The sequence below is a fragment of the Actinokineospora auranticolor genome (assembly GCF_002934265.1).
In the GTDB taxonomy this organism is placed as follows: Bacteria; Actinomycetota; Actinomycetes; order Mycobacteriales; family Pseudonocardiaceae; genus Actinokineospora; species Actinokineospora auranticolor.
Genome location: NZ_PTIX01000012.1, coordinates 171153 through 183699, shown reverse-complemented (window position 1 = coordinate 183699; position 12547 = coordinate 171153). Strand labels below are relative to the sequence as shown.

At 71.7% G+C, this 12547-nt stretch carries 11 protein-coding genes and 1 tRNA gene; 5 read left to right on the top strand and 7 right to left on the bottom strand.

Translation table 11 applies throughout. The annotated features are described in order from the left end of the window. Nucleotides 1-38: 38 nt before the first annotated feature. Both CLV40_RS22250 and CLV40_RS22245 read right to left on the bottom strand, forming a co-directional pair. Nucleotides 39-1835, bottom strand: a complete 1797-nt coding sequence (locus tag CLV40_RS22250) for an arabinofuranosyltransferase AftB family protein (RefSeq protein WP_245931465.1) — start codon at nucleotides 1833-1835, stop codon at nucleotides 39-41. A 174-nt stretch (nucleotides 1836-2009) separates the two neighbouring features. Next, nucleotides 2010-2094 (bottom strand) — tRNA-Ser (locus CLV40_RS22245). Between the two features lie 138 nt (nucleotides 2095-2232). Between CLV40_RS22245 and CLV40_RS22240 the strand changes: the two genes are divergently transcribed. Next, nucleotides 2233-2586 carry a hypothetical protein gene (locus tag CLV40_RS22240; protein ID WP_104480892.1) on the top strand — a complete coding sequence of 118 codons (354 nt, stop codon included), beginning with the start codon at nucleotides 2233-2235 and terminating at the stop codon, nucleotides 2584-2586. A 1-nt stretch (nucleotide 2587) separates the two neighbouring features. On the opposite strand, the gene CLV40_RS22235 is transcribed toward CLV40_RS22240, so the two are convergent. After that, nucleotides 2588-3058 (bottom strand): MarR family winged helix-turn-helix transcriptional regulator, encoded by a 471-nt coding sequence (locus CLV40_RS22235; protein ID WP_104480891.1) that lies wholly within the window; start codon nucleotides 3056-3058, stop codon nucleotides 2588-2590. 116 nt (nucleotides 3059-3174) lie between these two features. Here CLV40_RS22235 and CLV40_RS22230 point away from each other — a divergent pair, with 116 nt between their 5' ends. After that, nucleotides 3175-4881: a bifunctional metallophosphatase/5'-nucleotidase gene (locus tag CLV40_RS22230; RefSeq protein ID WP_104480890.1), complete on the top strand. Its 1707-nt coding sequence runs from the start codon at nucleotides 3175-3177 to the stop codon at nucleotides 4879-4881. 871 nt (nucleotides 4882-5752) lie between these two features. Next, nucleotides 5753-6652 carry a KPN_02809 family neutral zinc metallopeptidase gene (gene ypfJ, locus CLV40_RS22225; RefSeq protein ID WP_104480889.1) on the top strand — a complete coding sequence of 300 codons (900 nt, stop codon included), beginning with the start codon at nucleotides 5753-5755 and terminating at the stop codon, nucleotides 6650-6652. Between the two features lie 126 nt (nucleotides 6653-6778). On the opposite strand, the gene CLV40_RS38195 is transcribed toward ypfJ, so the two are convergent. Genes CLV40_RS38195 through CLV40_RS22215 form a run of 3 tightly spaced genes read right to left on the bottom strand, consistent with a single transcriptional unit; the run spans nucleotide 6779 to nucleotide 8987 of the window. Further along, nucleotides 6779-6934 carry a hypothetical protein gene (locus CLV40_RS38195; RefSeq protein ID WP_181043652.1) on the bottom strand — a complete coding sequence of 52 codons (156 nt, stop codon included), beginning with the start codon at nucleotides 6932-6934 and terminating at the stop codon, nucleotides 6779-6781. 23 nt (nucleotides 6935-6957) lie between these two features. Next, entirely contained in the window at nucleotides 6958-7725 is a 768-nt protein-coding gene (locus CLV40_RS22220; protein WP_104480888.1) for a putative hydro-lyase, read from the bottom strand. 11 nt (nucleotides 7726-7736) lie between these two features. Then, nucleotides 7737-8987 carry an MFS transporter gene (locus CLV40_RS22215; protein WP_104480887.1) on the bottom strand — a complete coding sequence of 417 codons (1251 nt, stop codon included), beginning with the start codon at nucleotides 8985-8987 and terminating at the stop codon, nucleotides 7737-7739. A 144-nt stretch (nucleotides 8988-9131) separates the two neighbouring features. Between CLV40_RS22215 and CLV40_RS22210 the strand changes: the two genes are divergently transcribed. Together CLV40_RS22210 and CLV40_RS22200 are read left to right on the top strand one after the other, a co-directional pair. Beyond that, complete coding sequence (locus tag CLV40_RS22210) at nucleotides 9132-9827, top strand: GntR family transcriptional regulator (protein ID WP_245931464.1); 696 nt, start codon at nucleotides 9132-9134, stop codon at nucleotides 9825-9827. An 863-nt stretch (nucleotides 9828-10690) separates the two neighbouring features. Then, a complete protein-coding gene (locus CLV40_RS22200) occupies nucleotides 10691-11455 on the top strand; it encodes a sulfite exporter TauE/SafE family protein (protein ID WP_104480886.1) in 765 nt (254 codons plus the stop codon). A 1-nt stretch (nucleotide 11456) separates the two neighbouring features. Here CLV40_RS22200 and hisC read toward each other — a convergent pair whose 3' ends face one another. Next, entirely contained in the window at nucleotides 11457-12524 is a 1068-nt protein-coding gene (gene hisC / locus CLV40_RS22195; protein WP_104480885.1) for a histidinol-phosphate transaminase, read from the bottom strand. Nucleotides 12525-12547 lie beyond the last annotated feature (23 nt).

The window sequence follows — 12547 nt, the reverse complement described above, 5'->3', positions numbered from 1 at the left end:
CGCCGACCGGCGGGGCCCTTCTCCTTTGTCGGATCGCCTCAGCCGCCGCAGTTGGCGGCGAGCTTCGGGTCGGCCGGGTAGCGGACCCCGGTGCGGTGGAAGGCGCCGGTCAGGTTGTCCCAGAACCGGCCCGCGGTCAGCGGTTCGCGGTAGGACGCGATCAGCTCGGCGATCTCCGGGCACGCGACCGCCCGCTGGGCCGCCTGGATGTCGGCCGCCGCCACCTCGGGGACCGGACCGGTCGCGGCGAGCTCACCGGTGCCCGCCTCGCCGACCGTCCACGCCATGGTCGGCTGCTTCTCGTGCCCGGGCCGGGTCGCCTTGACCATCTCGGTGTGCGCGGCGAGCGGGTTGACCAGCCCGTACACGTCCTGGATGCGGACGTCGACGTCGATCAGCATGCCCGCGGCGCCGATGCTGGTCGTGGCGTAGGAGGAGTACGGCCGGTCGGAGGGGAACTCGTGCCAGCCGGTCGACGTGCGCAGCACCACCCGCGAGCCGGGCAGCCGCTCGATCAGCGCCACGTTCTCGGACAGCACCGGCGCGGGCAGGCCGCGGTAGTCGTCCGCGGTGATCGGGTAGTCGTGGCCGGTGAAGTCCGCCCAGTAGCCGCGCTCGTCGGCGATGCCGCCGCCGTTGATGTAGCCGTCGCCGTCGTGGGGCACGTGGAACCAGCCGAGCGCGACCACGCCCCACGCCCCGACCCCGGCGACCACCGCGGAGTGCCACTTCGCCACGGGCAGCACCATGACCGGCAGCAGCAGGGTGAACAGCGCGGGCAGCAGCATGCGGCCGTGCATGAAGTCGCCGCCGATGCGGATGACGTACAGGGCCAGCGCCAGCCCGGCCACCAGCGGGAACGCCAGCAGCACGGTCATCGGCCGGGTGCGCGGCAGGCGGCGTACCAGTAGGCGCGCGCCAGCGGCGAGCAGCAGCACCGGTACCCACACCAGGTAGGGCTTGGCGAAGTCGTGCAGGTAGCCCAAGCCGCGGAGCCAGTGCGCCGTACCCGCTTCCTTGGCGATGGCCGTGTTCGGCGTGAGGACGCCGTAGTAGCCCATGCGGAAGACCTGGTACGCCAGCGGAATCGCCGCCGCGGCGCCCACCCAGGCCAGCGCGCGCCGCCAGCCCTGCCAGGCGATGAACAGCACCGCGGCGAACCCGACGGCGCTGAACAGCGCGAGGTCCGGGCGCACCAGCGGTCCGAGACCGAGGACCAGTGCCACCGGCCAGGTCCGCACCGCACGCGGCGGCGCGTCGTCGGCCACCGCCGGGCCGGTGGCCGCGGTGACGCCGCGGCTGACGGCGAGCCGCACCACCACCCACCACGACAACCCGAGCCACAGCGAGATCAGGCCGGTTTCCAGACCGGAGGTGGCGAAGTCGCGGAACGGGGGCAGGACCACGACCAGCACCGCGCCCGCGGGCAGGAACACCGCGCGGCCGTCACCGGGGTGCAGGCGCCGCGCGCCGTCCATGGCGAAGCCGAGACCCGCGACCGCGCAGAGCAGGCCCTCGATGACCGCGACCCACTCGAGCCGGACCCCGGGCAGCAGCCCGCCGAGGGTGACCAGCACGGTCCAGAGGGTGCTCGTGTTCGCCTCGACGCGCTCACCCGCGTTGTAGACCGGGCCGTTGCCCTCGAAGATGTTGCGCACCGTCCGCAGCACGATGAGCCCGTCGTCGCTCATCCACCGGCGCTGCCAGGCAAGGAACAGGAAGACGAGCAGCACGGCCGCGAACACGACCCCCGTCCACACCCGCGGTCGCCGCCACCACTCGGTGGCCGGGCCGGGTGCGGGTGCGGTGGTGACGTCGGTGGCGACGTCGACCATGTGACCCCCCAGACTCAGGCTTTCGGTTACCGGCCGCCTGTTCGGGCAACCGATAGACCGACTCACAGTAGGGGAGCCCGCACGTCGGGGTCCGGGCGCCCCTTGGCCGGTGCGCGCCTTTCCCGGAAGCGGAAAAGCCCCGCACCCGGGTGGGTGCGGGGCGTTTCCGGTACGCGGTAGCGGTGGGATTTGAACCCACGGAGGTTTTACCCTCGCACGTTTTCAAGACGTGTCCCTTAGGCCGCTCGGGCACGCTACCGCCGACGAGCCTAGCCGACCGTGGTCATCGGCGGGCGGGAGATCGGCCGTCCGCGCCGGTGCCCGCCGCCGCGGATCGCGCGGGCGGGCAGCCGGAAAACCGGGTGCCACAACGCGATCGCGTCCCTACCTTGGTCGGATGACGACCGACCAGCCCGTCGTGGTCCGCCGCGACGACGACGATGACGAGATCCTGGGGTACCTGCGCCCCGTGGCCGACCGGTGGCAGCCGACCACCGTCTTCCACGCCGTCCTGGCTGAGCCGTCGGAGCGGGACGCGGCGGAGGACGTGCTCCGCCGTGACGGGATGACCTCGCTGAGTGACCCGTGGTGGCTCGAGGGCACCCCGGGCGACTGGCGGGAGGTGCGCATCCAGGAGGCCCGGCCCGACCGGGTGCGCGTCCGGTGGGCGGACCCGATGGCGGAGCAGCCCGCGCACGGCCACTGGGTCGACCCGCTGGCCACCCCGCTGCACCGCGTCCGGCCCCGCTGACTCAGGCCAGGTCCAGCCGTTCGATGACGCGCTCGAACAGACCCGCCATGACCTGCTGCTCCTCCGGGGTCATCAGGTCGACCAGGTGCTCGCGCACGCCCTGGACGTGGACCGGCGCCGCGGTGCGCAGGACCTCCATGCCCTTCGGGGTCAGCTCGGCGATCACCCCCCGGGCGTCCTCGGCGCAGCCCGCGCGGCGGACCAGGCCCGCCTTCTCCAGGCGGGAGATCTGGTGCGAGAGTCTGCTCTTGGACGACGCCAGCTGGCCCGCCAGCTGGCTCATGCGCATCTGGCCGCCCTCGCGCTCGGAGAGCCGGACCAGCACCTCGTAGTCCGGCAGGGCGAGGTTGTGCTTGTCCTGGAGTTCCCGGTTCAGCTGCTGGCGCAGCAGTTCACTGCCGATGACGTATGCGCGCCAAGCCCGCATCTCGTCCGGTTCAAGCCACCGGGGTTCGGCCCGCACTGATGTCACGCGTCCAGGTTACGGCGTTCACCTCCCGGCCCTGGTCCTAGCCATCTCCAGCGGGCACACTGCTGTCCGCTCGCGCCGGGGCCGACCCGGTCCCCGGCGCACGGACGGAGGAGCAGATGATCCTTACCAAGCGCGTCGCGGCCGTGGTCGCCGCGGTCGGAGTGGCGCTCGGCGGGCTCGCGGGTACGGCCGCGGCGGCCCCCAAGCCGCCCGCCACCACCGACCTGCGGCTGATCGCCTTCAACGACTTCCACGGCAACCTGCAGCCGCCCGCGGGCTCGTCGGGCCGGGTGACCCTGCCCAACGGTTCCACCGTCGACGCGGGCGGTGCCGCCTACCTGGCCACGCACGTCGCGCAGTTGCGCGCCGCCGCGCCCAACTCGCTGGTGCTGGCCTCGGGCGACAACATCGGCGCCTCCCCGCTCACCTCGGCGCTGTTCCACGACGAGCCGACCATCGAGCTGCTGAACAAGCTCGACGTGGCCGCCTCGGTGATCGGCAACCACGAGTTCGACGAGGGCTTCGCCGAGCTGCTGCGGATCCAGTTCGGCGGCTGCCACCCGACCGACGGCTGCCAGTTCCACACGCCCTTCCGCGGCGCGAAGTTCCCCTTCCTCGGCGCGAACATCACCCGCGACAACGGCTGGCCCGCGGTGCTGCCGCTGACCGTGCGGTTCGTCGACGGCATCCCGGTCGGCATCATCGGCGCCACGCTCAAGGACCTGCCTTCGGTGGTCACCCCCGAGGCGATCAAGGGCTTCAAGTTCACCGACGAGGTCCGCGCCATCAACCAGGCGTCGCGGCTGCTGGACCTGGCGGGCGTGCAGACCCAGGTCGTGCTGCTGCACCAGGGCGACAGCACCGAGGGTGGCGGCCCGGACGACTGCCGCACCGCCGCGGGCCCCGCGCGCGACATCGCCACCGCCGCCTCGCCGTCGGTGGACGCGGTGTTCACCGGCCACAGCCACCAGCAGTACAACTGCGTGGTCACCGACCCGGCGGGCAACCCCCGCCCGCTGATCCAGGGCGCCTCCTTCGGCAGGCTGCTCTCGGTCGTCGACCTCAAGATCGACAAGCGCACCCGCGACGTGGTCCGGTCCGCGACCGTGGCGCACAACGAGGTCGTCACCCGCACCGTCACCCCGGACCCGGCGGTGCAGGCGCTGGTGGACGAGGCGGTCGCCAAGTCCGGTCCGATCGCCAACCGGCGCATCGGCAGCATCACCGCCGACCTGGTCCGCGCGGCGGCGCCGTCGGGGGAGAGCCCGCTCGGTGACGTCATCGCCGACGCGCAGCTCGCCGCGACGCAGGGCAACCAGGCGCAGATCGCGATGACCAACCCGGGCGGCATCCGCACCGACCTCAGCTACGCGTCCTCGCCCGCGGGCGAGGGCAACGGCGTGGTCACCTACGGCGAGGCGTTCGCCGTGCAGCCGTTCAGCAACGTCATGCAGACCATCACGCTCTCGGGCAGCCAGCTCAAGACGGTGCTGGAGCAGCAGTGGCAGCCGCAGCCCAACGGCACCACGCTCATCCGCTTCCTCCAGGTCTCGTCGACGCTGCACTACTCGTGGTCGCAGTCCGCGCCGCAGGGCAACCGGGTCCGCGACATCACCGTCGCGGGTGTGCCGGTCGACCCGAACGGCAAGTACCGGGTATCGGTGAACAACTTCCTCGCCGCCGGTGGCGACGGGTTCGCCGAGCTGGCCAAGGGCAGTGACCTCGCCGGTGGGCCCGTCGACCTCGACGCGCTGACCGCGTACCTGGCGACCAAGCCGGACCTGGCCCCGCCGCCCGCCGACCGCGTCACCGTGGTGCCGTAACCCCCACCTGAGCACCGGGGTACTCGGGCGGCTGCCGGCTCATCGGCAGCCGCCCGCACGCTTTCCGCGGGCCCCACCCTCCGGTTGACACAGTCCTGATCGGACAGCACCCGCGCCGGATTCACCGGTTCGGGGAGCCGTTCGGGGTTGTCCGAACGCCGGTCGCGGCGCACGATGGAGGGGACGACCGGCCCGGGACGACGCGATACGCCGAGGAACGCCGAACCAGAAATGGTCACCGTGCCCGTCGGGAAGGGGTTAGGTGGTGCCGTGGCGAAGCAGAGACCATCCGTGGTCGTCTACCGCCTGCCGCGACCCCGCGGCTGAGCCGATACCGCGGACCAGCCGTGGACGAGGGCGGCAGCTCGACGGGTTCTTCGAGTGCGCGACGCGCGACACGCGTCGGGTCAAGCACATCGACGATGTTGAACCCCGCATCGAGTGCGTCTCCTGATCCACTCGGCCGGGCTCCACGCCAACCGCCGAAACGGTAGGCCACCACGACGTGACGGACCCTGGGTGCGGCAGCCGACGAAGGCGCCGCACCCAGGCCGCGTCACGGCAACGCCGCCCCCGGGCCGCGTCACGGCAACGCCGCCCCCGGGCCGCGTCACGGCAACGCCGCCCCCGGGCCGCGTCACGGCAACGCCGCCCCCGGGCCGCGTCACGGCAACGCCGCCCCCGGGCCGCGTCACGGCAACGCCGCCCCCGGGCCGCGTCACGGCAACGCCGCCCCCGGGCCGCGTCACGGCAACGCCGCCCCCATGCCGCGTTCGCGGCACCGCGCCCGGCCCGCGTTACGCGCGGCGCCGCCGGGCGCACTATCGTCTCCGGGGACAGCAGTCACCGGCCCCGGACGCGGAGAGTTGCCGTGGAGTTCGACGACGACGTTGCGCTGGACACCTCCCAGGTGCAGGACGCCCGTGGCGTCGGCGGCCGGGTCGCCCTCGGTGGCGGCGGGCTGGGCATCATCGGGCTCATCGTGTACTTCGTGCTCAACCAGCTCGGCGGGTTGCCCGCGAGCGTGCCGCTGGGCATCGACGGCGTCGGCAGCGGTCAAACGCTCAACAGCGGCGACCTGGCCAAGGAGTGCCGCACCGGCAAGGACGCCAACACCAAGGACGACTGCGCGCTGGTCGCCATCATCAACTCGATCCAGGGCTACTGGTCCGACGAGTTCGCCCGTTCCGGCCGCACCTACCGGCAGGCGACCACCACGTTCTTCAGCGGCTCGGTCAACACCGGCTGCGGCGGCGCCACCGCGGACGTCGGCCCGTTCTACTGCCCGGCCGACGGCCGCGTGTACATCGACCTGACCTTCTACAAGGAATTGCGCACCAAGTTCGGCGCCCAGGGCGGCACCTTCGCCGAGGCGTACGTGCTCGCCCACGAATACGGCCACCACGTGCAGAACCTGCTCGGCACCTCCGACAAGGTCCGCCCGGGAACCGGCCCGACCTCCGACGGCGTGCGCCTGGAACTGCAGGCCGACTGCTACGCGGGGGTGTGGGCCAACAACGCGGTGAACACGCCCGCGTCCAACGGCAGGCCACTGATCAAATCCATCACGCAGCAGGATGTCGACCAGGCCCTCGACGTGGCCGCCCGCATCGGCGACGACTTCATCCAGAAGAACCTCGGCAGCGGCCAGGTCGACGAGTCGCAGTTCTCCCACGGCTCCTCCGCGCAGCGCGAGAAGTGGTTCCTGGCGGGGATCAACGGCGGCAACCCCACCACCTGCGACACCTTCGGCACCCGGAACCTGGGCTGACGGGTACCCCTCAGCTCGCTGGTCGTGTCGCGCGGGCGCCGGATGAGCTGGTTCTGTTGAGCGGTAAGTGAAGCGGGGCGGTGCCTGGTCGGCACCGCCCCGCTTTCGCCTGTGGAAGCGGCGTTGTCAGGACATCATCAGGAACACCGACAGCGTCGAGAGCGAGCCGAGCACGAAGCCGGTCACCGCGAGCCTGCCGAACAGCTCCGCGCGGCCGATCAGCCACAGCACGCCGAGGCAGGAGACGAGCACGCCGAAGGCGATCAGTCCCAGGTTGTCCATGTCTTCCCCCTTGCCTGCCCCGGTCACCCCGTCCGGAGCGCTGATTCCCGGATATCCGTGATGAACATGTGGCCCGGCGCGTGCGTGATGGCGAACGGGACGCCGCTCGCCGCCAGCGCGGCCTGGGGTGTCACGCCGCAGGCCCAGAACACCGGGACCTCGCCGTCCCGGACCGTCACCGGGTCGCCGTAGTCGGGTTTTTCCAGTACCACGCCGAGGGATTCCGGCGATCCGATGTGGACCGGGGCGCCGTGCACCTGCGGTACCCGGGCGGTCGCGGTCACCGCGGCGGCGACCAGGTCGGCGCGGACCGGCCGCATGGTGACCACCAGCGGTCCGCTGAACGCGCCCGCGGGCGCGCACGGCCGGTTGGTCCGGTACATCGGCACCGTGACCCCCTCCTCCACGTGCCGCAGACCGATCCCCGCCTCGACGAGCGCGGCCTCGAAGGAGAAGCTGCACCCGATGAGGAAGGTCACCAGGTCGGGGCGCCAGTGCGCGCGGACGTCGGTCGGCTCGTCGACCAGCTCTCCGCCGCGCCACACGCGGTAGCGGGGCAGGTCGGTGCGCAGGTCGGCGTCGGCGGTCCTGGTGTGCCACGCGCCCGCGTCGGTGACCTCGAGCAGGGGGCACGGCTTCGGGTTGCGCTGGGCGAAGAGCAGCATGTCGTAGGCGTGCTCGCGCGGGAGTGCGACGAGGTTGGCCTGCGCGTAGCCGTCGGCCCAGCCGGAGGTGCTCGCGGCGGTGCCCGCGCGGAACGCGGCACGGGCGGCTCTCGGGTCGTCGAGCATGTTTGGTCCTTTCAGGACAGCTCGCGGTCGCGGGTTTCCGGTAGCCAGAACAGGGAGACGAACGCCAGGGCGTAGGCGAGCGCGCCGAAGGCCATGGCGCCGCCGATGCCGTACTCCACGGCGAGGAAGCCGATGGCGGCGGGGAAGAACGCGCCGACCGCGCGGCCGAAGTTGTAGGTGAAGCCGGGGCCCGCGCCGCGGGCCCGACTCGGGTACAGCTCGGCGAGGTAGGCGCCGAAGCCGCTGAAGATGGCCGACGAGCAGAAGCCGAGCGGGAAGCCCAGGTACAGCACGTAGGCGTCGGCCGAGGCGGGCAGCTGGGTGTAGAGCAGCAGCAGGGCCGCGCTGAGCACGGCGAAGATCCGGAAGGTGTTCTTGCGCCCCAACCGGTCGGCGAAGTGGCCGCCGGTCAGGTAGCCGAGGAAGGCGCCGACGATGAGGAAGGCGAGGTAGCCGCCGGTGCCGATGACGGTGAGGCCGCGCTGCTTGCTCAGGTAGGTGGGCAGCCAGGTGGCCAGCGTGTAGTAACCGCCCTGGCAGCCGGTGGCCAGCAGCGACGCGAAGACGGTGTGCCGCAGCAGGTCCGGCTTGAAGATCGCCTTGAGCGACCCGCGCGCCCGCTCCCGCTGCTCGGTGAACACCGGTGCGTCCTCGATGCCCCGGCGCAGGTAGACCAGCAGGACCGCGGGGAGGGCGCCGGTGAGGAACAGCAACCGCCAGGCCAGGTCCTGGGCGGCGAGGCTGAACACGAGCGCGTAGACCAGCGCCGCCGCGCCCCACCCGACGGCCCACGAGCTCTGCACCACCGCGACCACCCGCCCCCGGTGCTTGGCGGCGGTGTACTCGGCGACCAGGATCGCCCCGGTGGCCCACTCACCACCGAAGCCAAGGCCCTGAAGGGCCCGGAAGGCGAGCAGCGTGTCGTAGTTGGGCGCGAGCCCGCACAGCGCGGTGAACAGCGCGTAGGTGGCGACAGTGATCATCAGCGTGCGGACGCGGCCGATCCGGTCGGCGAGCACGCCCGCGGCCACACCGCCGACCGCGGAGAACACGAGGGTCGTGGTGGAGAGCAGGCCGGTCTGGCCGGTGTCGAGCCCGAAGGTGGCCGCGATGGCGGTCAGTCCGAGGGGCAGCACCCAGAAGTCGTAGGAGTCGAGCCCGTACCCGAGGAACGCGCCGACGAAGGCCCGTCGCCCCTTGCCCGGCAGCTCGCGGAACCACGCGAGACCTCCGGGACTACGCCGCTTGACAGAGTTCGCCATGACTCACCTCACACTAGGGTTGAGTTGTAGTGTGGTTCACATGTAGTGATGTTCAGTGTGGGGATCGTTCAACAATACGACAAGAGCCCAATCGGACGATTAAGCTGTCGATTCGTTGGACAAAAACTGGACACGGAGGCGCCGGTGCGTGCTGGTAGGCTAGGCGAGCGGCTGGCGGGCTTGGTTCAACCCCAGCGCAGCGCTGCGGAACTGGCCGCGGCCTCGCTCCGCGAGGCGATCATGCTCGGCGAACTGCTACCGGGCGAGCGGGTCGCGGAGGAAGACCTCCTGCGCCCCCTCGGCATCTCCCGCAACACCCTCCGCGAGGCCTTCCGCCTCCTGGCCCACGAAAAACTCCTGGAACACCAGTTCAACCGAGGCGTCTTCGTCCGCACCGTGGACGCCAACGACGTGGAGGACCTGTTCCGGGTCCGCAGGCTCATCGAGGTCCCAGCCCTCGCGAACTCGACCACCGAAGACTGGTCGACCATGACCGAAGCCGTCCAAACCGGCCTAACAGCCGCCACCCGCGGCGAGTGGACGGAGGTCGGCACCGCCAACATCCGCTTCCACCAAGCCATAGTGGCCGCCGCAGGCAGCCGAAGGCTCGACGAGCTGATGTGCCAACTGACGGCGGAACTCCGCCTCGCCTTCCACGGCATGGGCGACCCCCGCACCTTCCACGAGAGCTACCTGCACCGCAACAACGAGATCGCCACCCTCACCGCGAACGGCGACCTGGCGCGGGCCACCACCCTCCTGACCACCTACCTGGACGACGCCGAGCGGGAGATGACCACCGCCTTCCGCGCCGCGGGCCGAGGTTGTCCACAGGCTTGATCATCTCCACCCGAAACCGTCGCCCCACCTCGGTAGAATGGTCATCGGGGGCCGGAGGCACACAAAGATCAACGCCACGCCCCCGTTCGCGCGCCACGGCCAACCGACCTGTGGTCGCCTTTTCCCAGCCCCAGCCCCAGCCCCAGCCCCAGCCCCAGCCCCAGCCCCAGCCCCAGCCCCAACCTCAGCGCCAGCCCCAGCCCCGGCGCCAGTCCCAGTGTCAGCCTCAGTCCTAGCGCCAGCCCCAGTCCCAGTGTCAGCCCCAGTCCCAGTGTCAGCCCCAGTCCCAGTGTCAGCCTCAGTCCTAGCGCCAGCCCCAGTCCCAGTGTCAGCCCCAGTCCCAGTGCCAGCCTCAGTCCTAGCGCCAGCCCCAGTCCCAGTGCCAGCGCCGAGCCGCCGCCAGCGAGCCTTGCCTGCGGCGGACCCGCCAAGCCGATGGCGTGACGAGCAGCGGTGTGTCCGGCCCCGACTCCACTCCAGGCACCGAGCCGGGTCCGGCACCCGCTGGCTCCACCCGTGCCCCGGCCGCGAACGAAGTGCCCGCGCGGGCGGCCAAGAGCCTGAACCGGCCTTGCCGGCAGCGGATTTGCCATGCGCACGGCGCGTTCGCCCGGGCCTGCGTCAAGCACCAGGTCGGCTCGCCACTCCAGCCCACACCCCAGCCCGCCGGTTGTGCACAGGCTTGATCATCTTTGCCGGGAACTGTCGGTCCCCGCCGGTAAACTGGATCTCGGGGGCCGGAGGCGCGCCATGATCATCGACGCCACCTCCCGAGCCCGCCCACGAGGTGATCGGCGACTCCTCCGCCACGCGCCACCCACCTGTGCGGGCTAGGGTCTGGCCATGTCCACGCCGATGATCGGATGTCCGCGGTGACCTTCTGGGAAGGCGTGGCCGTGCTCTTCGCCGGGGTCTTCGCCGGTGGCATCAACACCGTCGTCGGGTCCGGGACCCTCGTGACCTTCCCCGTCCTCCTCGCCGTCGGCTACCCGCCCGTCGTGGCGAACGTGTCCAACTCGCTCGGGCTGGTGCCCGGGTCGGTGTCCGGTGCGATCGGCTACCGCCGCGAGCTCGCGGGCCAGCGCGGCCGTCTGCTCCGCTTCGGCACCGCCTCCGCGCTCGGCGGTGTCGCGGGCGCCGTCCTCCTGCTCGTCCTGCCCCCCGGCGCGTTCGAGGCGATCGTCCCGGTTCTGATCGTCCTCGCCCTGGTCCTGGTCGTCCTGCAACCCCGCATCGCCCGCTGGCTCGCCGCGCGCCAAGGCGAACGCCACCCGCACGGCGGTGTCGGGCTCCTCGTCGCCGTTTTCGCCACCGGTGTCTACGGCGGCTACTTCGGTGCCGCGCAAGGCATCCTGCTGCTCGCCTTTATGGGCATCCTGATGGACGAGTCCATGCAGCGGCTCAACGCCGCGAAGAACGTCCTCGCGGCGTTGGTCAACCTCGTCTCCGGCGTCATCTTCATCTTCGTCGCCGACGTGGCCTGGCCCGCCGTGGCCCTGCTCGCCGCCGGGTCCGTGGTCGGCGGCGTGGTCGGGGCCAAGGTCGGGCGCAGGCTGTCGCCGGTGGTGCTGCGCGGGGTCATCGTCGTCGTCGGCCTCACGGCCGTCGTCATCCTGCTGACCCGCTAGATCACCGCGGGAACGAGCGGGCCACCGCGAGGAAGGTGTCGTTCTCCTCCGGCGTACCGATCGTCACGCGCGCGCCGTCGCCGACGAACGCGCGGACCACGACCTTGTTCGCCAGGCAGTGCTCGTTGAACTCCGCCGTGCGCTCGCCCAGCGGCAGCCACACGAAGTTGGCCTGGCTCGCAGGCACCTCGTACCCGGCCTCGACCAGCGCCGCGTGCACCCGGCTCCGCTCGGCGACCACGCCGCGGCAGCGCTCCAGCAGCTCGTCCTCGGCGTCCAGCGACGCCAGCGCCGCGACCTGCGCCAGCGCGTTCACACCGAACGGCACGAAAACCTTGCGCACCGCCGCGGTCACCGCTTCCGGCGCCACCAGGTAGCCGACGCGCAGCCCGGCCAGGCCGTACGCCTTGGAGAACGTGCGCAGCACCGCCACGTTGTCCCGCCCGCGCGCCCACTGCTCCTTGGCCACCTCGACGCCGTCCGGCACCTCGGGGTCGGACACGAACTCGCGGTACGCCTCGTCGACGACCACCAGCACGTCCGACGGCACCGCCTCGATGAACCGCTCCAGCTCGGCGCGGGTGAGCGCCGTGCCGGTCGGGTTGTTCGGCGTGCACACGAACGCGATCCGGACCTCGGGGGTCAGCGCGGCGATCATCGCGTCGATGTCGAGCGCGTGCCCCGGGGTCAGCCCGACCTTGACCTGACCGGCCCCCACCACCTGGGTGACCAGCGGGTACGCCTCGAACGAGCGCCACGGGAACAGCACCGCGTCGGCCTCGGTGCAGGTCGCCTGGATGAGCTGCTGGCACAGGGTCACCGAGCCGCAGCCCAGGGAGACCTGCTCCTCGGTCACGCCGAGCTTGCGGGCCAGCCGCGCGGTCAGCTCGCCCGCGCCGCTGTCCGGGTAGCGGTTGATCCGGGAGGCCGCCTCCGCGATGGCGGTCACCACGCTGGGCAGCGGGTCGAGGGAGTCCTCGTTGCTGGCCAGCTTGATGGCCCCGGGGACGCTGCGGCCGGGGACGTAGCCGGGCAGCGATTCCAGGTCGGCGCGGGTACGCACGGTCATCGGGGCTCCTCATCGATCCAAGT

Excerpts from the sequence above, each read along its gene's own strand:
- hisC (WP_104480885.1), bottom strand. The coding sequence starts at position 12,524 with ATGACCGTGCGTACCCGCGCCGACCTGGAATCGCTGCCCGGCTACGTC.
- CLV40_RS22200 (WP_104480886.1), top strand. The coding sequence starts at position 10,691 with ATGTCCGCGGTGACCTTCTGGGAAGGCGTGGCCGTGCTCTTCGCCGGG.
- CLV40_RS22250 (WP_245931465.1), bottom strand. The coding sequence starts at position 1,835 with ATGGTCGACGTCGCCACCGACGTCACCACCGCACCCGCACCCGGCCCG.
- CLV40_RS38195 (WP_181043652.1), bottom strand. The coding sequence starts at position 6,934 with ATGGACAACCTGGGACTGATCGCCTTCGGCGTGCTCGTCTCCTGCCTC.
- CLV40_RS22220 (WP_104480888.1), bottom strand. The coding sequence starts at position 7,725 with ATGCTCGACGACCCGAGAGCCGCCCGTGCCGCGTTCCGCGCGGGCACC.
- CLV40_RS22215 (WP_104480887.1), bottom strand. The coding sequence starts at position 8,987 with ATGGCGAACTCTGTCAAGCGGCGTAGTCCCGGAGGTCTCGCGTGGTTC.
- CLV40_RS22230 (WP_104480890.1), top strand. The coding sequence starts at position 3,175 with ATGATCCTTACCAAGCGCGTCGCGGCCGTGGTCGCCGCGGTCGGAGTG.
- CLV40_RS22240 (WP_104480892.1), top strand. The coding sequence starts at position 2,233 with ATGACGACCGACCAGCCCGTCGTGGTCCGCCGCGACGACGACGATGAC.